The 24,570-nt window shown below is 33.1% G+C and carries 20 protein-coding genes, 1 other RNA gene and 1 pseudogene; 12 read left to right on the top strand and 10 right to left on the bottom strand.

Going from position 1 to position 24,570, the window contains the following annotated elements; genetic code table 11:
• Window positions 1-83 precede the first annotated feature (83 nt).
• Window positions 84-2,840 (bottom strand): response regulator, encoded by a 2,757-nt coding sequence (locus ACN5J3_RS11710; RefSeq protein ID WP_417197831.1) that lies wholly within the window; start codon window positions 2,838-2,840, stop codon window positions 84-86.
• A gap of 39 nt (window positions 2,841-2,879) precedes the next feature.
• Window positions 2,880-3,032 (bottom strand): hypothetical protein, encoded by a 153-nt coding sequence (locus ACN5J3_RS11705; RefSeq protein WP_417197829.1) that lies wholly within the window; start codon window positions 3,030-3,032, stop codon window positions 2,880-2,882.
• Between ACN5J3_RS11705 and ACN5J3_RS11700 the strand changes: the two genes are divergently transcribed.
• The 6 genes from ACN5J3_RS11700 to ACN5J3_RS11675 all read left to right on the top strand — a co-directional run bounded on the left by ACN5J3_RS11700 (window position 3,022) and on the right by ACN5J3_RS11675 (window position 11,525).
• Window positions 3,022-5,151: a tail fiber domain-containing protein gene (locus ACN5J3_RS11700; protein WP_417197827.1), complete on the top strand. Its 2,130-nt coding sequence runs from the start codon at window positions 3,022-3,024 to the stop codon at window positions 5,149-5,151. The genes ACN5J3_RS11705 and ACN5J3_RS11700 overlap by 11 nt on opposite strands.
• A gap of 22 nt (window positions 5,152-5,173) precedes the next feature.
• The gene (locus ACN5J3_RS11695) at window positions 5,174-6,430 is read left to right on the top strand and encodes a hypothetical protein (protein WP_417197825.1); all 1,257 of its coding nucleotides are present in this window, start codon (window positions 5,174-5,176) and stop codon (window positions 6,428-6,430) included.
• Window positions 6,431-6,477: 47 nt separating this feature from the next.
• A complete protein-coding gene (locus ACN5J3_RS11690) occupies window positions 6,478-7,299 on the top strand; it encodes a lipocalin family protein (protein WP_417197823.1) in 822 nt (273 codons plus the stop codon).
• 34 nt (window positions 7,300-7,333) lie between these two features.
• Window positions 7,334-10,249 (top strand): T9SS type A sorting domain-containing protein, encoded by a 2,916-nt coding sequence (locus ACN5J3_RS11685; RefSeq protein WP_417197821.1) that lies wholly within the window; start codon window positions 7,334-7,336, stop codon window positions 10,247-10,249.
• A 119-nt stretch (window positions 10,250-10,368) separates the two neighbouring features.
• Window positions 10,369-10,755 (top strand): bacillithiol system redox-active protein YtxJ, encoded by a 387-nt coding sequence (gene ytxJ, locus ACN5J3_RS11680; protein ID WP_417197819.1) that lies wholly within the window; start codon window positions 10,369-10,371, stop codon window positions 10,753-10,755.
• A gap of 230 nt (window positions 10,756-10,985) precedes the next feature.
• Window positions 10,986-11,525 (top strand): DUF6705 family protein, encoded by a 540-nt coding sequence (locus ACN5J3_RS11675; protein ID WP_417197817.1) that lies wholly within the window; start codon window positions 10,986-10,988, stop codon window positions 11,523-11,525.
• Window positions 11,526-11,703: 178 nt separating this feature from the next.
• On the opposite strand, the gene ACN5J3_RS11670 is transcribed toward ACN5J3_RS11675, so the two are convergent.
• Window positions 11,704-12,885 carry a hypothetical protein gene (locus tag ACN5J3_RS11670; protein ID WP_418511860.1) on the bottom strand — a complete coding sequence of 394 codons (1,182 nt, stop codon included), beginning with the start codon at window positions 12,883-12,885 and terminating at the stop codon, window positions 11,704-11,706.
• A gap of 119 nt (window positions 12,886-13,004) precedes the next feature.
• Entirely contained in the window at window positions 13,005-14,297 is a 1,293-nt protein-coding gene (gene fahA, locus ACN5J3_RS11665; RefSeq protein WP_344730833.1) for a fumarylacetoacetase, read from the bottom strand.
• A 204-nt stretch (window positions 14,298-14,501) separates the two neighbouring features.
• Between fahA and glyA the strand changes: the two genes are divergently transcribed.
• Window positions 14,502-15,776, top strand: a complete 1,275-nt coding sequence (gene glyA, locus ACN5J3_RS11660; RefSeq protein WP_417291415.1) for a serine hydroxymethyltransferase — start codon at window positions 14,502-14,504, stop codon at window positions 15,774-15,776.
• Between the two features lie 63 nt (window positions 15,777-15,839).
• On the opposite strand, the gene ACN5J3_RS11655 is transcribed toward glyA, so the two are convergent.
• The 4 genes and pseudogenes from ACN5J3_RS11655 to ACN5J3_RS11640 form a co-directional block, all read right to left on the bottom strand.
• Complete coding sequence (locus tag ACN5J3_RS11655) at window positions 15,840-17,396, bottom strand: hypothetical protein (protein ID WP_418511859.1); 1,557 nt, start codon at window positions 17,394-17,396, stop codon at window positions 15,840-15,842.
• 72 nt (window positions 17,397-17,468) lie between these two features.
• Complete coding sequence (locus ACN5J3_RS11650) at window positions 17,469-17,585, bottom strand: hypothetical protein (RefSeq protein WP_418511895.1); 117 nt, start codon at window positions 17,583-17,585, stop codon at window positions 17,469-17,471.
• Between the two features lie 197 nt (window positions 17,586-17,782).
• Window positions 17,783-17,857, bottom strand: a pseudogene (locus tag ACN5J3_RS11645) (acyl-CoA thioesterase); the annotation flags it as partial.
• 22 nt (window positions 17,858-17,879) lie between these two features.
• Entirely contained in the window at window positions 17,880-18,914 is a 1,035-nt protein-coding gene (locus ACN5J3_RS11640; protein WP_418511858.1) for a glutaminyl-peptide cyclotransferase, read from the bottom strand.
• Between the two features lie 89 nt (window positions 18,915-19,003).
• Here ACN5J3_RS11640 and ffs point away from each other — a divergent pair.
• From ffs to fsa, 3 genes are all read left to right on the top strand, one after another.
• Window positions 19,004-19,102, top strand: an RNA gene (gene ffs / locus ACN5J3_RS11635) — signal recognition particle sRNA small type.
• A gap of 56 nt (window positions 19,103-19,158) precedes the next feature.
• Window positions 19,159-19,962, top strand: coding sequence for an SDR family oxidoreductase (locus ACN5J3_RS11630; protein WP_418511857.1), 804 nt, complete (start codon window positions 19,159-19,161; stop codon window positions 19,960-19,962).
• Between the two features lie 43 nt (window positions 19,963-20,005).
• The gene (gene fsa, locus ACN5J3_RS11625) at window positions 20,006-20,659 is read left to right on the top strand and encodes a fructose-6-phosphate aldolase (protein ID WP_344730827.1); all 654 of its coding nucleotides are present in this window, start codon (window positions 20,006-20,008) and stop codon (window positions 20,657-20,659) included.
• 43 nt (window positions 20,660-20,702) lie between these two features.
• On the opposite strand, the gene ACN5J3_RS11620 is transcribed toward fsa, so the two are convergent.
• On the bottom strand, window positions 20,703-22,142 hold the full coding sequence (locus tag ACN5J3_RS11620) for a TlpA family protein disulfide reductase (RefSeq protein ID WP_418511856.1): 1,440 nt from the start codon (window positions 22,140-22,142) through the stop codon (window positions 20,703-20,705).
• Between the two features lie 148 nt (window positions 22,143-22,290).
• Here ACN5J3_RS11620 and ACN5J3_RS11615 point away from each other — a divergent pair, with 148 nt between their 5' ends.
• A complete protein-coding gene (locus tag ACN5J3_RS11615; RefSeq protein ID WP_418511855.1) occupies window positions 22,291-23,910 on the top strand; it encodes an ABC-F family ATP-binding cassette domain-containing protein in 1,620 nt (539 codons plus the stop codon).
• Window positions 23,911-23,944: 34 nt separating this feature from the next.
• On the opposite strand, the gene ACN5J3_RS11610 is transcribed toward ACN5J3_RS11615, so the two are convergent.
• The gene (locus ACN5J3_RS11610; protein ID WP_417291408.1) at window positions 23,945-24,178 is read right to left on the bottom strand and encodes a DUF2007 domain-containing protein; all 234 of its coding nucleotides are present in this window, start codon (window positions 24,176-24,178) and stop codon (window positions 23,945-23,947) included.
• 178 nt (window positions 24,179-24,356) lie between these two features.
• Here ACN5J3_RS11610 and ACN5J3_RS11605 point away from each other — a divergent pair, with 178 nt between their 5' ends.
• Complete coding sequence (locus tag ACN5J3_RS11605) at window positions 24,357-24,548, top strand: cold-shock protein (protein WP_344730822.1); 192 nt, start codon at window positions 24,357-24,359, stop codon at window positions 24,546-24,548.
• Window positions 24,549-24,570: the final 22 nt, after the last annotated feature.

Genomic DNA, 24,570 nt, shown 5'->3' with positions numbered 1-24,570 from the left:
TTACCAATACGTTTTGAGCGACAAAATGTCGTTTTGAAGCAGTTGTAACGTGACTTTTCGTCAGTTTTAGAAGGAGTGAACTTTTATATTAAATCAGCAGGTGCAATACCAAAACGCTCTCTAAATTTTTTGTTGAAATAAGCTGAAGAACTGATGCCAACAGCATAGCGAACTTCTGAAAGTGTGAAAAAGGTTTTATTTTGAAGATAGGCAAAGGCCTTTTGCAACCTAATTTCTAAAATAAATTTTACAGGACTCATTCCTGTGTATTGTTTCATAATTCTAGCCAATTGGCGTTGGCTGTAGCCTACATAATCTGCTAGTTCTTTTATTTTGAAATCATCATTGTCTAGATTTTCAATAATGTAAGTTTCTATCTTTCGTAGTAGTTTTTGGTCAGAGCTTTCGGTTGTTGAAAGTTGATCAGTGTTTTCAAGTTGCCATTTTATACGTGACGCTTTGTTTTTTAAAAGGTTTTTAATGCGAGCAATTAGTTCATTTTTGTTGAATGGTTTTACTATGTAATCAGCAATGCCTAACGAAAACCCTTTTATTTTATCAGCTTCTAGAGTCTTTGCAGATATAAAAATAAATGGTGTGTATTTGTGTTTTTCTGTAGTGTTTATTTTTTCACGAAGCTCAAAACCATCAATCTTGGGCATCATAATGTCTGATGTGATTAACGAATAAGTTTTGGTTTTTAATAAATGTAAGGCTTCTTCACCATTAAAAGCGACATCACAATTATATATATCTTCAAGTAGCTCTTTTAGATAGGTTGCCATTTGTGGATTGTCTTCTACAATAAGGATGTGTTCTTTTGTTGTAGAATTATTATGACTTGAAAGCTTTTGTGGTATTTTATTAGTTACATTTTCAGTAATGTTTTCTGAAACTTGCAATGGAACTTTTAATGTAAACGTACAACCTTGTCCAAGCTTGCTATCAACGGTTAGGCTACCATTTAAAAATTCGGCAAATTCTTTTGAAAGTGCTAATCCAATGCCTATGCCACCAACTTTACTTGCGTTATCAGATTGGTAAAAGCGTTCAAATATTTTTTTCTGTTCATCATATTTGATGCCTTCTCCAAAATCGGTCACGGATATTGAAAGGACGTTGTTGTTGAATGCATCGTTAATAACAATTTTTGAGTTTGAAGGTGCATATTTGATGGCGTTTGATAGGAGGTTGTTTATAATTTTCTCAACCTTTACAATATCGGTAGTCACAAAAATATTTATGGATATGTTGGAGTTGTAGCTTATTTCTATTGCTTTGATTTGCGCCATGGAATGAAACGAAAACACGATACGTTCTAAAGAAGTACGTAAGGGAACAGTGACTTCGTTAAGCGTCATTTTTTGTCCTTCAAACTTGAGGAGTTCTAAAACTTCATTGGCGTCATCAGTTATTTTTTTAGTGTTGTCTAAAGCCACTTGAAGGTTTTTTTTAGCTTTGGTTGTATTGTCTAAATTTTCTAACGCTAAATTTAAGTTTCCAGAGACTAAAGTGAGTGGTGTACGGATTTCGTGGGCTATGTTTCCAAGGAACTTGGTGCGTAGCTGATTGATTTCTTGTTCTTTTTCTAGCGCCATTTGCACTTGCGCTTTTTTGCGTTTTTGTTTGTTTACCAACCAAAGAATTATAAATAAACCCACAAGCAATGCAGCAATACTGGCAAATATCCATTTGTTGTGTGCGTTTTTTTGCTTTATGATCTCTAACTCTTGAAGTGCTATTTCCTTGTCTTTTTCTGCAAGGTTGAACTTGGCATCAAACTCGGCAAAGGTACTTGTCTTTCGTTGCTGATAAACGGAATCTGTTACTGCTAAAAGTTCTTGACTGGCTTGTAGTGCTTGCTCTAGTTGGTTGTTTTTTTTGTAAGCATTAATCAAAGTTTCAAAGGTGTACTTTTTGTTTAATAGACCAATTACTTTAGATTGTTTGGCTTGTTCTAAATGTTTTATGGCTTGTTTGGTATTGCCTAATTCAAGTTCAGTATAACCTAATGCAAGTAATGCTTGGTCTCTTGCTATTTCGTAATTGGATTCTTCAGCATACTTATAAGCTTTTTTTGCGGCTAGGTTTCCTTCTTTAAAAAAACCTTTACTAAAGAAAGCGGCCGATTTGTTAAGGTTATAATGAACCAAGTTTTTAACATTAGTAGTATCTAAGTACTGATACGATCTTTCAGAAAAATATCTAATACTATCCAAGTTGTTACTCACTCTAGCCATATTGAGATAGGTAAGCTGTTTTTCAGAGTTTGGCGCATTATGGCGCTCATAAAGATCTAGCGCCTTTAGGTAATATGATTTTGCTTTGGAATCATTATAAGAATTAAAATTGTTTCCTAAATTATTATACACAATACCCATCCTAAAAGAATCTTGCATCTGTTCAGCATGCTCCAAAGCTTTGTTATAGTGATTGAAAGAAGCATCGCTTTGATCTTTTAAATTAAAAGAATAGCCTTTCATTAAAGCGACTCTGTATTTAAAATATGGGTTTTTTGTTTGTTCTATTAACTGGTCAAAATTCTGGATTTCCTCTAATCCTAAATCAATTTTTCCTTTGTTGAAGATTAAATGATAAGCCTTATTTATGTGAGACATCATTAACAACGAATCGCAATCACAAGTCTTGGCAAGTTTTAAGGCTTTGTCAAAATATACGTTTGAAGAATCTATGTTGTTTTGCTTTTGTCCTTTACGATGTAGAAAAGCAATCTTTTCTTCAGTAGATTTAAGTTTTAAAGAATCTGGAAGCAGTTGTTGTGACCAAATGGTTTGAAACAGCAACAAACAAATAATTGATGGTAGGTTTTTAATTTTCATAGTGGCTTTACTTACTCAAAGATACTAAAATACAGAATATTAGTGTTGCGATGTCCATTTTAAGTCGGTTGCTGTCCAAATAGAGTTAGGGTGTCTGTTTTGAGATGGATGATGTCCAATAATTGAAAGTTGAGACGAAGAGTTGTAGTTAGTTTTGTTTCCAATGTTAATTAATTTAGTAATGAAATACATAATCACATTAAGTTTCTTTATTTCATTTTCTGTTTACGCACAAGTTGGCATAGGAACAACAATGCCAAATGCGGTATTGGACATTAAATCATCCAATCAAGCTTTGCCAGAAAACACTGACGGGTTGCTTATTCCCAAAATTGATGAATTTCCATCGGCATCACCAACTAATTCACAAGATGGAATGATTGTTTTTGTAACAGGATTAGGTACACCACCAAAAGGGTTTTATTATTGGGATAATGGGAATAGCAATTGGATACAAGTAGGTAACTCGCAATGGATTGATAGTGGTACTTATTTAAGTCCCATTAATGGAAACACAGAAGATGTTACAATTGGAGGAGCTAATAATCCATTTGCAAAGTTAACAGTAAGATCAGACAAACCAATAAATGCATTGATAACAAATACCTCTGTTCAAAACGGGCCAACTTACGGAGTAAACACGTATTTAAATAACAGTTCAACAAACGCAAATTCTAAAACTATTGGGAATTTTAATGATGTATTTCATCAAGGAGCTGGTGCTTTGGTGGGAGAATATAATAAATTGTCAGGCACTGGTACAGGCAATCGTTATGGCGTTGATAATTTATTAACGGGTTCAGGAAACGGTGATCAAATAGGAGTAAGAAACCTCATTGATAATGATGGCAGTGGAAGCCGTACAGGTGTGATAAATGATATTCAGGGCACAACAAACGGACGACTTCAAACAGGCGTACTCAATGTAATTGACATAACAAGTGAATCTACTGTTGGGAATCATGCATTTCAAAGAGGTGTTCATAATATTATGAGTGGTACGTTTACTGGAAGTGCTGTAGGTGAACAGTACGGCATGGTCAATGAATTCTCTAATCCAAACACTAATGCTATTCGGATTGGCATTGTGAATCAATTTACAACTCAAGGTAATATTGATGTAGGCGTAAGCAATATTCAACATCCAGATTCAAACGCTTTTTATGGTGTGTATAATGTTTCCTCCTCCACAGGATCGAGTACAGGACCTTTCGTAGGGTGTTATAATTTAGTTTTGGGTGGTCATGGAGGCGATGGTGTTGGTGTAATGGGAGAAGCTCCTGCACAAAGCAATGGTTCTAGGCATTATGCTGCATGGTTTAGTGGTAGGGTTAGAATTGGTAATACGAGTTACCCAATTCCAGGTGATGGCTATATTTTGCCACAATACACACCATTGCCTCCTAATGCAATAGGTTCGGTAATGACACTTACAGGTACTGATCCAGAAGGTCACTACATTGCCACTTGGGAGTCACCTGGATCTGGTAGATATTGGAATACACTAGGTAATACAGGTGAAGATGAAAATACATCTTTTATTGGAACGATAGATAACGAAGGCTTGTCATTTAGAACCAACAATTATAGACGAATGTTTATAGACTCTAATGGGCATATAGGGATTAATAATGATACACCTCTAGAAGAACTTGATGTAGATGGTACTATTCGGGTTTCTGTTGCTGCTAATAATGGAGCTATATTAAAATCTTCCTATCAGTATAATCATCTATCTGACAATAATCTGGATTTTGGAGGATATTTAGATTCTTGGATGTATGCATCACAAGAAGGAACCAATGAAACTTCCGGAATATTCGGTAATACTGATTTTGTCACTATCTGGGCACCAGGAGACCAACAACGGTATTTACGCATTTTAGATGAAGATGCTTGGGGAGATAACGATGGTAATCCTTATAACAACAACGCAGAGGTAGGATATATTGGTACTGGTGGACAATATTTTCAAGCTTCAGATGAAAACAGAAAAAAGAACATTAAGAAAATCTCAAACCCACTTAAAAAAATTAAACGAATAAGTGGTTATACCTATCAATATAAACAAAATGATAATAAATCAACTATTGATTTTAACAAAACCACCTCTGGGGTTATAGCTCAAGAACTTTACAAAGTATTTCCTGAAGCGGTTGAAATAAGTAAAAACGATGAATATTTTGTGCACTATGCGGGAATTGTACCATTGCTTATTGAGGCTATAAAAGAGCAAGAAATTAAAATCAATTATTTAGAAAATAAGCTTCAATCAATTGAAAAAAGACTTCAATCGTTAGAAAATAAATAACAGTACATAAATATTATAAACAATGAGATTAATCAATAACTTATTTATAGTGACAGTATTTGCATTAATAGGATGCAGTAAAAGTGATGATGGCAATTCGTCTTCACAACAAAACCAAGCTCCACAAGCTTTCCAGCTTTCTGTAATTCCCAATAATGCTTCAAATGTAAATTTATTACCAACTTTTGATTGGTTGGAATCTACAGATCCAGATGGTGATACCGTAACCTATAGTTTGTATATGGATACGCAGAACCCACCAACCACGATTGTTCAAGATAATATTACCGAAACACAGTTTGAAATAACAGCACCTTTAAGCCATTACACCACCTATTACTGGAAGGTTGTAGCAACAGATGGACAAGTGAGTACAGAAAGCTCTAGTGTTTTTAGCTTTACTACACGAGGTTTGAATCTTGCTGTTGAAGCAACTAGTAGTGCTGGATTTATCCCTAGACGCTTTCATCAAACGGTGTCGTTTAACAACAAGCTTTGGGTTATTGGTGGCGACAATCACAATGGTGAAGACGAAAATGATGTCTGGTCGTCTACTGATGGTGTTACGTGGACTGAAGTTAATAACAACGAAAGTTTTTCAGGGCGTTGGGGACATACCGTTACGGTATTCAATAATAAAATTTGGGTTATTGCTGGTTATGATGGCACCAATGAAACCAACGATGTCTGGTCTTCTACAGACGGTATAACTTGGACAGAAGAAGCAAGTAGTGCAGGGTTTACGGCACGTAGCAAACATCAAACCATAGTATTTGATAACAAGCTTTGGGTCATTGGCGGAACTGACGTCAATGGCAATAACAACAGTGTTTGGTCTAGCAGCGATGGTGTCACGTGGACAGAAGTTACGGTATCAACACAGTTTTCGGGAAGGCACTCATTTTCTGCTGTTACTTTTAATAATAAAATGTGGATTATTTCAGGAAGTGATGGCAACGCCAAAAACGACGTTTGGTCAAGTAGTGATGGTATAACCTGGACAGAGGTTGTTAATTCAGCAGAGTTTTCACCTAGATACAGCCAAACTGCAGTTGCCTTTAACGATAAACTTTGGGTAATAGGTGGCGATGACGGCAATAACAAAAACGACATTTGGTATAGCAATGATGGAGCCAATTGGCATCAAGCTATAGAACACGCCACATTTACCGGACGCTATGGGCATACATCTACCGTATTCAACAATAAAATATGGGTCATTGGAGGCGATGATGATACTGGCACTGGTTTTCTAGGCGATGTTTGGTCTATAAACTAAATTCTTATTTACACAATAAACTTTAAATCTACTTAAACATGAAAACAATGGAAACAACAAAACACACACTTAACAAGATGGCAATAAACAAAATAATTGGCTTAATCATACTACTAACCTTAACTGCAACTCTATTTAATTGCAGTAAAGATGATGATGGTTCACACCAACTTCCGGAGCCAACCACTATGGAAAAACTAACTGCTGGTGATGGCAAGTGGTATTTCGAATCTGAACCTGGAGGTGAATACGATGAATGCTATAAAAATAGTAACATAAAGTTTTTAAATAATACTGCATTTAATCAAGAAACATATGGGGTTGATACTAATAATGAATGTGTTTTGCAAGGGCAGGGAGCAGCTAATTACGAATTAATTGACGACGACCAAATAAGATTTGATTATGGGGATGGTAATCCTATTTTATTTAGCATTGTATCACTTACGGAAAATGAGCTAATAATTCAAAACCCAGATCGAGGTATGCTTGTGTTTGACAAAACCCCAGGAAACTACGTGCGCGAACAAACTACCAAGGAAAAACTAACTGCTGGTGACGGGAAATGGTATTTTGAATCTCCTGCACATAATGCCTGTTATAAAAAGAGCTTTATACGCTTTTTTTCTGAAAACACTTTTATTCAGGAAATACACGATTTAGATAGCAATGATAACTGTGTTGTTCAATCAGGTGGCACAGGTTCAGGGATGTATGAAGTATTAAGTGATACCGAGATAGATTTCACTTTTAGCGGTAGTACAGCAAGTACATTTACCATTATCTCACTTACTGAAAATGAACTGATACTTCAAATTACGGCTAACGGGACTACATCAACAATTGTTTTAGATAAAACCGAAGGCTAATCACCTCCATACACAACATTAAAAACAGCTTACAATGAAAACAATAATACATTATTTGTCAAATAAAAGCATACTGGCAACGATTGCTTGTATGATTGGGATTTATGCTTCTGCGCAAATCACGAACATTCCCGATGCTAATTTTGAGCAAGCGCTTATAGACTTGGGCTACGACACCGTTTTAGATGGTCAAGTTCTGACCAATAATATTAATACTGTAACACATCTCGATATTGAAAGTGAGAGCATAACCAATTTAGCAGGGATAGAAGATTTTACAGCGCTTGAGTTTTTAAGTGTTACCAATAATTTATTGACCAGCTTAAATTTAAGTCAAAACATCAATTTGACCGAATTGCGATGCGTTTCGAATGAACTTACCTCAATAAACATTTCACAGAATACAGCATTGGAGCGTTTGTGGGTAACGGGAAATGACCTAACTGCTTTAGATGTAAGCCAAAACATTAGCTTGGTCGACTTGCGTTGTGCCAACAACCCATTTACCAGCTTGGATGTGAGCAATAACCCCAATCTTGAGTACCTCGTAATATATTGGAGTTCATTAGAAGTTTTGGATGTAAGCCAAAACATTAATTTAACACATTTGGATTGTAATGGGAGCGATTTTTTAACAACCTTGAACGTAAAAAACGGTACCAACTATTTAATAACGCATTTTGATGCCACAAATTCACCAAACTTATCGTGCATTCAAGTAGATAATGCGACTTACTCTACAACCAATTGGACCAATATTGATGCCACAGAATACTTTTCTGATTATTGTTTAGGATATTACTCTTACATTCCAGATGATAACTTTGAGCAAGCACTTATAGATTTAGGATACGACGATGTGTTGGATAATTACGTGTTAACACATAACATTAATAATATAACATCACTCAATGTAAGCTCTAAAAACATTGCATCCTTAAGCGGTATAGAAGATTTTACAGCTTTAGAAACCTTGGCTTGTGAAAACAATTCCCTGTTGGCTTTAGACGTACAATACAATCCTAATTTAGAAATACTATCGTGCTATAATAATGATTTAGTAAATTTATACATTCAAGACAATTCTAATTTAAAGACATTATCCTGCTATGGAAATCAACTACATACTCTTGATCTTGGATTGAACAATATTCTTGAAGAAGTACATTGTTTCAATAACCAGATAGAGATAATCAGTTTATTTAACAATACCACATTACAAGCACTAAATTGTTATGATAACGAACTTACTGCTTTAGACTTAAGTCAGACTTCTAGCTTGAGTTGGTTGCGTTGCGACAATAACCAATTGAAAGCATTGGATGTGAAAAATGGCAACAATAATCAAATTACATATTTCAATACATCAAACAATCCCGATTTAAGTTGCATCAATGTAGATGATGCCAATTATGCTACAACAAATTGGACTAACATTGATGCCACGACATCGTTTTCTGAAGCGTGTTCTGATTATTATACAGCTATTCCAGACTCCAACTTTGAACAAGCCCTGATAGATTTAGGCTATGATACTGCTATTGATGGGCAGGTTTTAACAGCAAGTATTGAAACTCAAATATTTTTGACTGTTAACTATGCCTCCATTTCAGATTTAACAGGAATTCAGGATTTTGAAATGTTGGAGAGTTTATCTTGTTCATATAACAATCTTACTACTTTGGATGTATCACAAAATAGCAATTTAACCTCTCTAAATTGTCAGGGTAATTTATTAACCTCTTTGAATGTGAATCAAAACAATAATCTTAGGTCGCTTTTTTGTGAAGGTAATCAACTCACAACATTAGACGTTAGTCAAAACACAAGCCTAGAGGGTTTGTACTGTATTAATAATGAAATAACAAATCTCGATGTGAGTCAAAACCCATTATTAGAAACTATTAAATGTAGTAACAATCAACTTATGTCACTTAATATTAAAAATGGAAACAATACCAACTTTTTCAATTTTGATGCAAAAGACAATCCTAATTTAAGTTGTGTAGAAGTTGATGATGTCACTTATGCTAATGCAAATTTAAGTTATGGTATAAATGGAATAACCGTTTTTTCTGAAGACTGTAATCCTTCATATACCGCAATTCCTGATGCCAATTTTGAGCAAGCACTTATAGACTTGGGTTACGATACCGTAATAGACGGACAAGTATTGACAAGCAATATTAGCACAGTTACCAACCTAAATGTCTATGCCAAAAACATTAGCGACCTAACCGGTATTCAGGATTTTTCAGCGTTAGAAGAATTGAACTGTGCTGCCAATCAGCTCACAGCTTTAGATGTTTCTCAAAATGCAAACTTGGAAACCTTGTACTGCTTTCAAAACCAATTACAAGCTTTAGATGTAAGCAATAATACCCAACTTACATATTTAGATTGTAGTAATAATCTGCTTACGGTTTTGGATGTAGATCAAAACCAATATTTAGAGCGTTTATATTGTACAGATAACGACTTATTGGTTTTAGATGTGTCGCTTAATAGTGACTTGTACACTTTAAGCTGTTACAACAACAATTTACACGAGTTAAATGTAGCCAATGCCAATAACACTAATTTTAATTTGTTTCAGGCAAACAACAATCCAAATTTAACTTGTATTCAAATAGATAATGGATTTACACCACCAACCGATAGTAGTTGGCAAAAGGATGCTACAGCTGCTTATAGTGATAGTTGTTCAACGTTGGGAATAGAAACAATAGCTATAGATACACTTAAGATATATCCAAATCCTGTTGAAGACTATTTAACTATTACATCAAAAACATCTTTAAAATTACATCTGTATAATCTACAAGGACAACTTGTAAAGACTGTAAAAGTAGATAAAAATACAACGGTTGATTTTAATGGCTTGCCGTCTGGATTTTATTTTTTAAGAAGTATAGATCACAACTTTTATAAAAAAATTATTAAACACTAAACATTGTTGATTAATGTTTTAAAAAACCTCGATATTTTATTACATTCGAGGTTTTTTATTTTATAAAACTTATTTTTACTGTACTTGAAAGTTTTAATTTTATTTACGACTGTTTTAGTATGGGATTTTTAAAAAACATATTTGGTTCGTCAGAACCTAAAGAAGAAAAGATACTGCCTTGGATAACGCTTAACCAAGTGACGCAATTAGCAGAAATTACCAAAAACTCACATAGCAAGCCACAGCTTATTTTTAAGCACTCTACACGATGTGGCATTAGCCGAATGGTTATGCGACAGTTTGTGAGTGATTATGAACTAACCGAAACTGAAGTAGACTTATATTATTTAGATTTATTAAACTACCGAGAGGTTTCTAATGAAGTAGGATATACGTTTCAGGTTATGCATGAGTCACCACAGCTATTGGTTATTAAAAATGGGGTAGTAGTTGCCCATGCATCTCATGGCGCTATTAATGATTTAGATTTGAGTACTCTGTCTTAAAACTACGTAACGTTACATATAGATTTTTTGATTTTTAAAGGCTAACTTCGTTTAACACTCAATGTGGATTGTTAGAGTAATCCGAATCTAAAATATTAGTTGCGAGTTTGACCAAAACCTATGAATGAAATTCCAGATGAATTAAAAGACTTTTACGACTCAATTGAAAATTTGAATTCATTGAGTATATGGAACATTTTGCTGATGAACTGTAATTAAAAACACAAAAAATGAAAAACATAATTTTAATTCCAATGATATTTATAGCCTCTATAAGCTGTAAGGCACAGACCATATATGATGTATCAACGCCTCCAGAAGTCAGGACCAATAGAAGTAATTATTATATGAAGGATATCAACAATCATAATGATGCTTTTGTAGGTGTTTGGAGATGGGAAGATGGCGCAAATTCCTTTGAGATAACCCTACAGGAATTTGAAATGTATAGCGACCCAATATCTCCCAATATTTATCGTGATGCAATTTATGGAAAATATACTTATATAGAAAATAATGTAGTTATTTCCCAGACAACCTCAATTGGAACTTTTGTGGATTCAAAACTGTATTTGGTATATAAAAGTCCAACTATCTACAGTGTTGTTATAAATGATGTAGTGAGCAATGATTATAAAGGAGGTACATTTACCTTACTAAATGCGAACACAGCAGTATTGGAGTTGAAAGATGTACCAGGAATTAGATTGGACAATCAAACCAATGGGGAATTTAGCCTTCCAACAAATGTTATTATGGTTAAACAATAAAAACGAACCACAACACTGTATATAAAAAATGGCAGTTAAGGGCTAAACTTTTAGTTTACTTCTTTTCTGCTATATTTGTTTTAACTGAAAATAGTAGCACACATATTCTGCTACTTTTCATATACGTAACCGTCAACCAAAACACATAAAAAAACACCCTTATTGGGTGTTTTTTTTATTATCCTCTTAAACTGTAATTGTTAATGATACGTTTTAATTTAAGTTTTAAATCTTCGCCAGTATCATATACCATTTGTTCGTTGGTAGGAAATGCCACGCGGCGGTTGTTAAGTAATTTTACATCTTTTTTGTTTAATGCTCTAATGTCGCCTCTGTAAGTTGCATAATGGTTTTCAAAAATAAACGCACTATCTAAACCAAAACTATCTAACACGTGGCCGTTTGTCATATCACTATAAATAACTTGCCCAATAACACGCGTACTTTTAGATTGATTTATTTCAAACACACGCGCTTTAACATTGATAATATTTGGTACAGTAACTGTGTTACCCAAACTATCTTTTACAACGTTACCATTTCTGTCTTTTTGTGGTTTTACACCATCTACAATTTGTTTCTCTCTCAAAAGCTGACGTTGATTTAAATGTTCTGGTGATACTACAATTTGTTGTAACTGTAGTTGCATTGCATAATCATACTGTATTTCAGGGTTGCTGTGAGCGTGATATTCTGTCCAAAAATCATTTAAACCATATGTGTCAAATTGTAATAAATCGTTTTCTAAACGTTTCGGAATTATTTGACGTGTTTGGTTTTCTATAGTTACAAGAACATAATCGGTCCCTAATTTGTAAGCAACATCCATAAGATTTCTGACATCTTTATAATCTGGATTTATATGCTCAATATCTTCAAGTAATGTATATGCAACACGTTTATCAAGCTTATTGTTGCTGTTTAATAAGGTGTTAGCATTTACATATTTGTATTCTGACACTTTTTCTCTGTAATTGACAATCTCATTACTAAAATCATGAAATGTTAAGGTTAATGGTTTGCCGTCAATTTGCAAAGGCATTACTGCTTTTATAGCATTTTGACGAGATTCCATATCTAGATATGTATCATAAATAGTTTCAAACAAAGCAGGGTTACCATCTTTTTGTAAATGGTTTATGGTGCTTAAGTTTTCGTCAACAACTTTGTAATAGGCGTCTTGTAGCATAACAATATAGTCTTGCTTACGCTTTTTGTCTTTGTTGTTTTCTAGTTTTTTTAGCGCATTGCTAATAGCAAGGTCGTAATTGCCGCTGTGTAGTTGCTGTTCAATTTGTTTTCTTCCAACACAAGATACTAGTACCGAAAGAAGAACTGATAGAAGTAATAATCTTTTCATAATCGTGTGTTTTAAAATGATACATAATACTTTAAAACCAATTATGATGCCAAATAATAAAAAGAAACCTCTAATTCTAAAGAACTAGAGGTTATTTGTTTGATATTGTGAGTGTTGGGTTATTTTGCTTTTTTAGGGTTAAAAACCGGAAGTAACTGTGTAGACACTTCACCAAAGCCTATTCTGGTACCGTTTTTCTCACAGTGACCACGCATAATTACGGTATCGTAATCATTGATGAATTTACGTTCAGTACCATCTTCTAATTTAATAGGGTTTTTACCTTGCCAAGTTAGCTCTAGCATAGAACCATAAGAATCAGGTGTTTTTCCCGAAATGGTTCCGCTTCCCATCATGTCTCCAGAATTTACAGGGCATCCATTTATGGTGTGATGCGCTAGTTGTTGAGACATATTCCAGTACATGTATTTAAAGTTAGATTTACTAACAATGGTTTCTTTTGCTGTTTTAGGTTGTATAGATACTTCTAAATTGATGTCAAAACTCTTTTTTCCTTTATATTGTAAATATGGTAATTGAGGTTTTAACGGTTTAGGGCTTTCTACACGATACGGCTCAAGAGCATCTAGGGTTACTATCCAAGGAGAAATTGAAGATGCAAAGTTTTTTGCTAAAAAAGGTCCTAATGGCACATATTCCCATTTTTGAATATCTCGAGCAGACCAGTCGTTAAACAATACTAATCCGAAAATGTATTCTTCAGCTTCATCAACAGGAATTGGTTCTCCCAAGTCATTAGCATCAGTTGTTATGAAAGCCATTTCAAGTTCAAAATCAACTAATTTTGAAGGGCCAAAAACTGGTGTGTCACTTCCTGCAGGAATAGTTTGTCCTTGCGGTCTATGAACAGGAATTCCAGAAGGTATAATAGAAGAACTTCTACCGTGATATCCTACAGGAATATGTAGCCAGTTAGGCATTAATGCATTATCAGGATCTCTAAACATAGTTCCTACATTGGTAGCGTGTTCTATACTTGAATAAAAATCTGTATAATCACCAATTTGAACAGGTAGTTGCATTTCAATTTCGTCTAAACGAAAAAGAACAACTTCTTTATGTTTTTTATTGTTTTTAAGAGCGTCGTTTTCATCATCAAAAATTTCTGCAATACGATTTCTTACAGCACGCCATGTTTTTCTACCATCGGCAATAAAATCGTTAAGTGTATCTTGAAGAAAAATATCATCTGTAAGCGGAATTCCTTCAAAATAGCCTAATTGATGTAGCGCTCCTAAATCTATAGCGGTATCTCCTATACGTGTTCCTATGGTGATAATATCATCTCTGGTAAGAAACACACCAAAAGGAATGTTTTGTATTGGAAAATCAGAATTTTTATCGACGTGTAACCACGACTTTCTATTTGGGTTGTTAGCTGAAATAGGCATAACTAAAAATTGTTTTTAATATTTATAAAATATCTATTCAAACCTACATAATTTTTTTATTTTAAGTGCATAAAAGCATAAAAATGTCTGCAGGCGCGAACCGTTAATAAATTGGTTCAAAACTTCTAGGTAAATATATGTTTTTTGATGTGTTAAACTAATCTATTTACTATTTTTGAGAAATTTTTAACGAATACAACAAACATGCAACGCGACGAACAAATATTTGAGCTTATACAAGCCGAACACGAAAGACAATTACATGGTATAGAACTTATTGCATCTGAAAATTTTGTTAGTGACCAAGTTATGGAAGCTGCAGGTTCTGTATTAACCAATAAATATGCTGAAGGTTACCCAGGAAAAAGATATTATGGCGGTTGTGAAGTGGTAGATGAGGTAGAACAAATAGCAATAGATAGAGCAAAAGCACTATTTGGAGCAGCTTATGCCAATGTGCAACCACATTCAGGTAGTCAAGCAAACACGGCTGTTTTTGCTGCGTGTTTGAAACCAGGAGATAAAATTTTAGGATTTGATTTATCTCATGGTGGGCATTTAACACATGGATCTCCAGTAAATTTTTCAGGTAAATTATATAACCCTGTTTTTTACGGTGTTGATGAAGCGTCTGGACGCATTAACTACGATAAAATGGAGGCTATTGCTAAAGCTGAAAAACCACAGTTAATTATTGCGGGAGCATCAGCTTATTCTCGTGATATGGATTTTAAACGATTTAGAGAAATTGCTGATAGCGTTGGTGCTATTTTAATGGCTGATATTTCGCATCCTGCAGGACTTATAGCAAAGGGTATTTTAAGTGATCCAATACCTCATTGTCATATAGTAACTACAACAACACATAAAACCTTACGTGGACCTCGTGGTGGATTGATATTAATGGGAGAAGATTTTGACAATCCGTTTGGATTAAAGTTGAAAAATGGAAATTTAAAGAAAATGTCTACATTATTAAATTCAGCTGTTTTTCCTGGAAATCAAGGAGGTCCTTTAGAGCATATTATTGCTGCTAAAGCGATTGCTTTTGGTGAGGCATTAACAGATGAGTTTATGCACTATATGTTACAAGTAAAAAAGAATGCTGCAGCAATGGCTGAAGCTTTTGTAAAACGTGGTTATCACATTATTTCTGGAGGTACAGACAACCATATGATGCTGATAGACTTAAGAAATAAAAACATTAGTGGTAAAGATGCTGAAGAAGCTCTGGTAAAAGCTGATATTACTGTAAATAAAAACATGGTGCCTTTTGATGATAAATCGCCTTTTGTAACATCAGGAATAAGAATAGGAACGCCAGCTATTACAACTCGTGGTTTAAAAGAGAATGATATGGAAGCTATTGTATCATTAATTGATGAGGTTGTTTTAAATTACCAAAACGAAGATAAGCTTCAAGAAATTGCAGCAAAAGTAAATGCTATGATGAGCGATTTGCCTTTGTTTTCTGTGTAAATGAATATATAAGTATGAAATAAAAAAGCCTGCAACTACGCAGGCTTTTTTTATTTTTTGTTATTAAAATGATGTGTGCTGATAGGCTCCCATATCAGGAGTGGCTGTTCGGCTTTGGTTAAGAATATCAAAGGGAACATTGTTTGAAAAAGGATTGTTTCCTATAATTCCTATAGCAGCAGAGTTTTCACCAATAATCATTTTGTTTTCTCTTGCATCCATAAAATCTGGATCATCATTAAATGTATTGTTTTCGTAATGGAATACATCATTAAAATTGTAATTGGCATCACTAAAATTATTGTTTGAGTCTTCAAAACGTAATAAACAATTGGTAAACTTAAAGTTAAAAGCTACTGCAGCATCAGGAATTTCATCCAAAATAAATTCAGGGTTATCATTTCCGTAAATAATACAGTTGTTAAAGTTGGCTTCAGTAAGCTCAAATAGGTTTGTTACATTATTTTGGTCAACTACAAAGTTGTTTATCAATAGGGCAGGGAATTGTCTAAAGCTATTGTTCCAGTAGTTAGCAATTGTGCTGTGTGTTACATTATATTTACCACCTTGAGTTGCTGCAAAAGATGATAAGCCAGAATTGTTTATTACAAGGTTTTCTGCTCTTATTGATGTAAACCTTCCTAAAATACCATAATTACTTGAGTTGTATATTTGAGAATTTGTAATGGTTAATTTGTCTGTTGGAGTATTCGCGTTACCATCACTTAAAATAGCTACAGAGGCATTTTTAATAGTCGCATAGTTTATAGTATTGTTTGTACTACCATCAAATAACCAAATAGTTCCCCATTGTCCAGGAATATCAGAGAAATTAGGTTCTAAACGATCTCCTTCAAAAATAACTTCATTCTCTAATAGTTCTTCATCACTACTTAACTCACCATTTATATTAAGAGAACCTCCATCAGAAATTAATAATCCTGAATTAGCATGAAAGTGAACACGAGCTCCTGGATTTACAGTTAAAGTTTCACCATTCCCAACGGCAGCATATCCGTAAATAACATAAGGTTTGTCATTAGTAAATGTTTGTTCTGTAGGTAATAAATAGCGTCCTTCAATATCTGTTTCTACTTGTTCGCCGTCAATATTCAACGTTAAAGTTTCTACAACTCCAGTAGTGTTATCTTTGTCAGGATATATAAATACGGCATCTTTTACTAGTGTAACAAGATCTACAGTTTGCATTGTAGGTCCAATTCCAAATTCAATCTTGTCTGTGTATAAAAACTCATTATTACTACTAGGAAGATTGTTAATGTCTATTGTGGTTTCTATAAAAACAAACATGCTGTCTTTTGCAAGAAGTTCAACGTTTTGAAATTCTTTTCCAGCCATGCCATCTACATTTAGGCGATATTCAGAATTTTCTCCTAAAGCGAGTCTAACAGAAGGAATACTAATGTCTTCATTACTTGTGTTGTAAACTTTGAGTGTGTAAGTACTTGAACCTATATTGGTAAATACGGTATCAAGATATACGGTGTTTTTAGAAAAAAACAAACCACCTGTGCTTGGTGTGAATTCGAAGTCTTTTCTACAAGAGCTCCAAAGCGTTAAAAAACAGATAGTAAAAATAAAGTATAGGACTTTTTTCATAAGAATAATAAATAATCTTCAAAGGTTAAAAATATAACTTTTAGTGAGATGATTTAGTATATCAACTCATTATTAATTAAATAAATTTATAACGTCTTCGGTTATTCTTGTAGGTCGCATTGTTTTACGGTTCATAAAACACCATGTTGTTTCAGATTTAGCAAGAAGCTTATTACTTTTTTGATTGATGATTTCAACAACACGCGTTGATCTGATGCCTTCGGATTTGGTAACATACGTTTTAGTGTAACAATATCGTTGAGTAAAGCTTCGCTTTTATACGTTATAAAATGATTAATCATTACCCAAAAATAGGCATCAAGAATTTTGCTAGGTGTTTGGGTTTCCCAGTGTGTTTTAGCAATGTCTTCCACCCATTGTACATAGCGTACGTTGTTTACATGGTTTAGCTCGTCAAGATCTTGTTTTGTAACAGTAATTGTGGTCTCGAATATTTGCATTAAGCTAGTAGCTTGTTTATTATTAATTAGTAATAATCTCTACTTCAAATAATTTATCCCAACGTTTTCCTGTAACAAATAAAGTGTTTGTTTCTGGATTGTAAGCAATACCGTTTAGAACATCTAGTTTAGGGTGTTGCGTAACTAGTTTATGTAAAGGAGAAAAGTCAATAACGCCTTCAACAGCGCCATTTTTAGGATTAATAATAGCAACTCCATTTTTTTGGTAACGGTTGGCGTATATTTTGCCATTTACCCATTCAAGCTCGTTTAGTTCAACAACTTTTCCTTTATTATGGTATGCTTGAATATAATCTTCTTCTACAAGTGTTTCTGGGTTTAATGTCCAAATTTTTTCAGTACCATCACTCTTATAAAGTGTTTTTTTATCATTACAGATTCCCCAACCTTCTTTGCTTTCTCCAAATTTAAAACTTCCAGTTTTTTCAAAAGTATTCACATCATAAACAAAGCCAGTTCCGCTTCGCCAAGTAAGTTGATACACCTTGTCATTTAAAATGGTTAAGCCTTCGCCAAAATATTCGTTTGGAAGATTTGTGTTTTTAAGAATTTCACCTGTTTTATAATCTACCTTGCGTAGTTTAGACTCATTGTATTGCCCGGTACTTTCATATAAATCACCATTGTAAAACTCTAACCCTTGTGTGTAAGATGTGATATCATGTGGGTACTCATTAATAATTTTGTAAGAATATATTTTTGGTGTTGTATTATTTAAAATAGTAATTGTATCTACTATTGTTTGTTCTTCACCATCAATAGTAAGTGTAGCACTTACAGCATGCGCTCCTAGTTTAAAATCTTTTAAGTCTACTTTATTTGATATACTTTTTCCATCAATAGAGTAGCTGGCAGTTCCTAATTCATAGTTTTTAGGATTTGTAATGTCTAGCTCTAACGTATTATTTACAGAAATTGCCTTACCATTTGCGTTAGTTTTTATGGATAAGCTATTTTTTTTCTGTGAAGCACTACTTCCGCAAGAAATAATTAAAGTGTTTAAAAATATGATAGTAAGATACTTAAGTGATTTCATTGTCGCTTTTTAATTTTTAAGCAAGGTATTTATTAAAATTCAGTTTAAAAAATCATTGTGATAAATTTAAAAGATTGTATCTTTGCAGCCGGCAAGTCCTACACAACCAGCTCCTGCTGAATCCTCCAGGGCGGGAACGCAGCAAAGGTACGCGGTCGTAGCGGTGTGATGTAGGTAGCTTGCCTTTTTTTGTACCCAAAACTTTCCTTTATTATTGTATTTTTGAAACTCAAACAAAATATTTATGTCTAAAGTTGTATTGATAACTGGCGGTTCTTCAGGAATAGGTAAATCTATAGGTGAATTTTTAACAGAAAAAGGTTATACGGTTTTTGGAACTAGTAGAAATCCTGATAAATATAAAAACAGTAAATTCAAATTAGTAGCACTTGATGTTGCTGATTTTTTGTCAATACAAAATGCTGTGAAAACAGTTATAGATACCGCAGGTCATTTAGATATACTTATTAATAATGCCGGTGCAGGTATTACTGGAGCTATTGAAGAAATTCCAGATGCTGAAATAAAACGAAATTTTGAAACAAATTTTTTCGGTCCAATAAATGTTATAAAAGCAGTATTGCCGCAAATGCGTAAACAAAATAGTGGGTTAATTATAAATGTCACATCTATTGCTGGTTATATGGGGCTTCCTTATAGAGGTATTTATAGTGCTAGTAAAGGAGCTTTGGAGCTAGTGACAGAGGCTTTTAGAATGGAAATTAAAGGCTTTAACATAGATATGACTAATGTGGCACCTGGAGATTTTGCTACAAATATTGCTTCAGGACGATATCATGCGCCAGTTTTAGACGATTCTCCATATAAAATACCATATGGAAATACCTTGAAGTTAATGGATTCTCATGTAGATTCAGGCAAAGATCCGTTGCTTATGGCAAAAGCCGTTTACAAAATTATAAATACAAAAAAACCTAAAGCACATTATAAAGTAGGTGAGTTTCTTCAAAAGTTTTCTATTGTGCTTAAGCGTGTTTTACCAGATAAAGTTTATGAGAAGATGCTCATGAATCATTATAAATTGTAATTTCGCAAAAAATATACACAACTAATAAATTAATAAACAAGCAATGAAATTTTTTATTGACACTGCCAATTTAAACCAAATTAAAGAAGCTCAAGACATGGGTATTCTTGATGGTGTAACTACCAATCCTTCGTTAATGGCTAAAGAAGGAATAACAGGTCATGACAATATAATGAAACACTATGTAGATATTTGTAATATTGTTGATGGCGATGTTAGTGCCGAAGTTATTTCTACCGATTTTGAAGGTATGGTAAGAGAAGGAGAAGCTTTAGCTGAACTTCACAAGCAAATTGTTGTTAAGTTACCTATGATAAAAGATGGTGTAAAAGCATGTAAGTATTTTTCTGATAAAGGAATAAAAACGAACGTAACTCTTGTGTTTTCAGCAGGACAAGCTTTATTAGCTGCAAAAGCTGGAGCAACTTATGTATCGCCATTTATTGGACGTTTAGATGATATTTCAACAGATGGATTAAATCTTATTTCAGAAATTCGTCATATTTATGATAACTACGGATTTGAAACTGAAATATTAGCAGCGTCTGTACGTCATACAATGCACGTTATTGATTGTGCTAAAATAGGAGCCGATGTTATGACAGGACCTTTAAGTTCAATTGAAGGGTTATTAAAACACCCACTGACAGATATAGGCTTGGCGAAGTTTTTAGAAGACTTTAAAAAAGGAAATTAATTAAAATATAAAACAAAAAAACCTGCTAAATGCAGGTTTTTTTTTATTGGTTTAACAAACTTAAAAGTTGCTCTTCAAAATGTATCGAAAACATATTTGTATGAGCATTTACAATGTTACCATTCTTATTTATTATCATTACTTTGTTTATTGGGTAAATAGCTAAACTGTGTTTTGCTTCTTTAGGATGTTTAAAAATAAACTCGTTTGTAGTAGCGTAATGATATTGTTTTACAATGTTTTTCCAAACAGACTCATTTGATTTATCTGTATTAATTGCAATAAAGTTAATTTCAGGATACTTTATTTTCAACTCTCTAGCTTTTGCGTGGCTATTTATGTGAGTTTTGTGAGAAGAAGACCAAAAATATAAAACAGTTGGTTTCTTAATAACCTTATTTAACGAAACTTCTATATTATTAATATCAACAAGAGTTAAATTTGGTAATTTGTTACCAGGCTTTAAGTTTTTAAGAGAATTGATGATATTGCTAACGTACTCTTTATGGTTTGGGTTAGAACTTTTTTCAGTAAAAGATTCTAAAAGCGCATCATAATCTGCTACATCTTTATTGTTGCTAATAAAACCTACAGCTGCACGTATTAATAAAGAGTTTTTTATAGAGTCGTTACTAATTAAACTGTCAATTAATTCTAGCTTTATAAGATTATAATCAAGAGATTTTTTGTTAAAAGTACTATCTGTTGAGGTTTTAAAATGTTCTGTTAAAGCAATGTTTTCTAAATGATGTACCAAAAACGAGTAGTAAGGCGCAAAATTTACCAGATTGTTTTTGTTGTAATCAACTTTGCTACGGAATTTATAAAAGTTTTTAGGTAGTGTTTCTATGATGTTTCTCTCTGTGCTTGTATAGTTTACAAACGGATATACTTCTTTGCTTAAATAATAGTTATAGTCAATATTTGTTTTTACTAAATCATTAAATAGCTCTGAAGTGGTGTTTTTAGAGCTAAAACTATCAAGTGTTTTTTGTTTTTTAGATCTGATAGAATCTATTTTTTTCTCAAACTCTGCAGCAGGCAACTGGCTAAAGCCTAAAACAGTTTTATCTTCTTTTTCATTTTCAAGAAATAGATTAATCAAGTAATTGTTCTTTTTTGCTCCCAAACCTGTAAATACTAAAGACTCATCAAACTCCATGGTGTTTATTCTGCACATAACACTGTCTTGAGATTCTAAAAGTACGGTTTGGTACTCCATACCATCAGAGGCTTGAAGTTTAAAGGTGTATAATCCTTGTTCAGGATCAGGAATCGTTAGTTCAAATCTATTACTATCGTTTAAAGGAATAGTGTCTATTGCTTGATTTGGATTATAAAGAATAACAAAATCACTTAATGGATTAATAACTTCTCCACCAAAAAAAGCAGTATCACCTGTTTTTTTATCAGTATCTTTTTTACAACTATATAGTGTTATAGCACATAAAGCTATAGCACAAAAAGGTTTTATAAATTTCAACGTTTGGATTTTATTTAAGCACATTCTTTACAAAAGTATAAGTTGAAAACATTATCTCTTGTTAATTAGCTGTTAAAGTTATAAAAAGCTTTTTCTTTCTTGTTATGGGCACTTTTTTATACTTTTGCAAAAATTTAAAACAATAAATATGTTATCAGTTTCAAATCTTTCTGTTCAATTTGGTAAACGTATTCTTTTTGATGAAGTAAACACAACCTTTAATCAAGGAAACTGTTACGGTATTATTGGAGCCAACGGAGCTGGGAAGTCTACATTTTTAAAAATACTTTCAGGAAAACAAGATCCAACTTCAGGTCATGTAAACCTTGAATCAGGAAAACGTATGTCTGTTCTAGAGCAGGATCATAATTTGTATGATGAGCATACCGTTTTAGAAACCGTTCTTATGGGAAACAAGCCTCTGTTTAAAATAAAAACAGAGATAGATGCACTATATGCCGACTATACTGATGAAAATGCTGAAAAAATAGGAGAACTTCAAGTGCAGTTTGAAGAAATGAACGGTTGGAATGCTGATAGCGATGCTGCGGCCATGTTATCAAACTTGGGAATTACTGAAGACTTTCATTATACTTTAATGAAAGATTTAGATGGTAAACAAAAAGTACGTGTTTTATTAGCCCAAGCGCTTTTTGGTAACCCAGATGTGCTAATCATGGATGAGCCTACCAACGATTTAGATTATGAAACAATTACTTGGTTAGAAAACTTTTTAGCAAATTATGATAACTGCGTTATAGTTGTATCTCACGACCGTCACTTTTTAGATGCCGTTTGTACGCATATTTCTGATATAGATTTCGGTAAAATAAACCATTTTTCAGGAAACTATACATTCTGGTATGAGTCATCTCAATTAGCAGCAAAACAACGCGCACAACAAAACAAAAAAGCTGAAGAAAAGAAAAAAGAACTAGAAGAATTTATTCGTCGTTTCTCTGCCAATGTAGCTAAATCTAAACAAGCTACATCAAGAAAAAAAATGATTGATAAGCTTAACGTTTCTGAAATTAAACCATCAAGTAGACGATACCCAGCTATTATATTTGACCGTGATAGAGAAGCAGGAGATCAAATATTAAATGTAGAAGGACTTGCAGCGTCTTTAGATGGTGATTTACTTTTTCAAAATATAGATTTAAACCTAGCTAAAGGAGATAAAGTAGTTGTTTATTCTAAAGATTCTAGAGCAACTACAGCATTTTATCAAATTATAAATGATAAAGAAAAAGCTGATGTAGGTAAATTTTCTTGGGGTGTAACAACATCACAATCGTATTTACCATTAGACAATAGTGAGTATTTTCAAAATGATTTATCGCTTGTAGATTGGTTGAGACAATGGGCTACAACCGAAGAAGAGAGAGAAGAAGTTTATATTCGCGGATTTTTAGGAAAAATGATTTTTAGTGGAGAAGAAGCTCTAAAAAAATCAAATGTATTATCTGGAGGAGAAAAAGTACGTTGTATGTTAAGTCGTATGATGATGATGCGTGCTAATGTATTAATGCTTGATGAACCAACAAACCATTTAGATCTTGAGAGTATTACTGCGTTTAACAATTCTCTTAAAAATTTTAAAGGGACAATTTTATTTACAACCCATGATCATGAGTTTGCTCAAACAGTAGCAAATAGAGTAGTGGAGTTAACTCCAAATGGTATCATAGACCGTTATACTACTTTTGATGAGTATATGCAAGATCCAAAAATAAAAGAACTACGTGATAAAATGTATGCACAATAAAAAAAAGCCTCTTTTAAAGAGGCTTTTTTTTATTTTAAGAATGCAATTCTGACGTGACACTTTCTACAACAGGAATGGCGGCTTCAAGTTCTTCACTATTTACATAAACCTCTTGAAAATTAGGTGTTGATGTACCAAAACCAGCAAGTCTGCCAGATTCAGCTTCGTCTTTAACTATAGGATTTATGCCTATTGCCTCTAGTTTAGAAACAATTAGCTGAATAATAATAAAACTACCTGCATATATTTTTTTATAATTAGAATCCATAATATAAATTTTATATACCTAAATATACAAAATACTTTTGGGATTAGGTCTTGTAAATGGTATGCATTAATTTATTAATTTGATTAAAAAGGAGTTATTTGAAAATAAAATTCTAAAATAACCTTGTGGTAATATTATATGACTATATTTGTTTTATTAAATAATTTAAACTATTACAATGAGTAAAGGAACAGTAAAATTTTTCAATGATTCTAAAGGTTTTGGATTCATCATTGAAGAAGACACAAACAAAGAACATTTTGTTCACATTTCTGGATTAATCGACGAGATACGTGAAGGTGATGAAGTAGAATTCGATTTACAGGAAGGTAGAAAAGGTATGAATGCAGTAAACGTTAAAGTATTATAATATATATATATTTTAAACTTAT

The sequence above is a fragment of the Corallibacter sp. genome, assembly GCF_048381695.1.
Classification (GTDB): domain Bacteria; phylum Bacteroidota; class Bacteroidia; order Flavobacteriales; family Flavobacteriaceae; genus Corallibacter; species Corallibacter vietnamensis.
Note: the sequence above shows the minus strand (reverse complement) of the source record. Positions and strands in the feature narration are given on the sequence as shown.

Excerpts from the sequence above, each read along its gene's own strand:
- ACN5J3_RS11710 (WP_417197831.1), bottom strand. The coding sequence starts at position 2,840 with ATGAAAATTAAAAACCTACCATCAATTATTTGTTTGTTGCTGTTTCAA.
- ACN5J3_RS11700 (WP_417197827.1), top strand. The coding sequence starts at position 3,022 with ATGAAATACATAATCACATTAAGTTTCTTTATTTCATTTTCTGTTTAC.
- ACN5J3_RS11705 (WP_417197829.1), bottom strand. The coding sequence starts at position 3,032 with ATGTATTTCATTACTAAATTAATTAACATTGGAAACAAAACTAACTAC.
- ACN5J3_RS11695 (WP_417197825.1), top strand. The coding sequence starts at position 5,174 with ATGAGATTAATCAATAACTTATTTATAGTGACAGTATTTGCATTAATA.
- ACN5J3_RS11690 (WP_417197823.1), top strand. The coding sequence starts at position 6,478 with ATGGAAACAACAAAACACACACTTAACAAGATGGCAATAAACAAAATA.
- ACN5J3_RS11685 (WP_417197821.1), top strand. The coding sequence starts at position 7,334 with ATGAAAACAATAATACATTATTTGTCAAATAAAAGCATACTGGCAACG.
- ytxJ (WP_417197819.1), top strand. The coding sequence starts at position 10,369 with ATGGGATTTTTAAAAAACATATTTGGTTCGTCAGAACCTAAAGAAGAA.
- ACN5J3_RS11675 (WP_417197817.1), top strand. The coding sequence starts at position 10,986 with ATGAAAAACATAATTTTAATTCCAATGATATTTATAGCCTCTATAAGC.
- ACN5J3_RS11670 (WP_418511860.1), bottom strand. The coding sequence starts at position 12,885 with ATGAAAAGATTATTACTTCTATCAGTTCTTCTTTCGGTACTAGTATCT.
- fahA (WP_344730833.1), bottom strand. The coding sequence starts at position 14,297 with ATGCCTATTTCAGCTAACAACCCAAATAGAAAGTCGTGGTTACACGTC.
- glyA (WP_417291415.1), top strand. The coding sequence starts at position 14,502 with ATGCAACGCGACGAACAAATATTTGAGCTTATACAAGCCGAACACGAA.
- ACN5J3_RS11655 (WP_418511859.1), bottom strand. The coding sequence starts at position 17,396 with ATGAAAAAAGTCCTATACTTTATTTTTACTATCTGTTTTTTAACGCTT.
- ACN5J3_RS11640 (WP_418511858.1), bottom strand. The coding sequence starts at position 18,914 with ATGAAATCACTTAAGTATCTTACTATCATATTTTTAAACACTTTAATT.
- ACN5J3_RS11630 (WP_418511857.1), top strand. The coding sequence starts at position 19,159 with ATGTCTAAAGTTGTATTGATAACTGGCGGTTCTTCAGGAATAGGTAAA.
- fsa (WP_344730827.1), top strand. The coding sequence starts at position 20,006 with ATGAAATTTTTTATTGACACTGCCAATTTAAACCAAATTAAAGAAGCT.
- ACN5J3_RS11615 (WP_418511855.1), top strand. The coding sequence starts at position 22,291 with ATGTTATCAGTTTCAAATCTTTCTGTTCAATTTGGTAAACGTATTCTT.
- ACN5J3_RS11610 (WP_417291408.1), bottom strand. The coding sequence starts at position 24,178 with ATGGATTCTAATTATAAAAAAATATATGCAGGTAGTTTTATTATTATT.
- ACN5J3_RS11605 (WP_344730822.1), top strand. The coding sequence starts at position 24,357 with ATGAGTAAAGGAACAGTAAAATTTTTCAATGATTCTAAAGGTTTTGGA.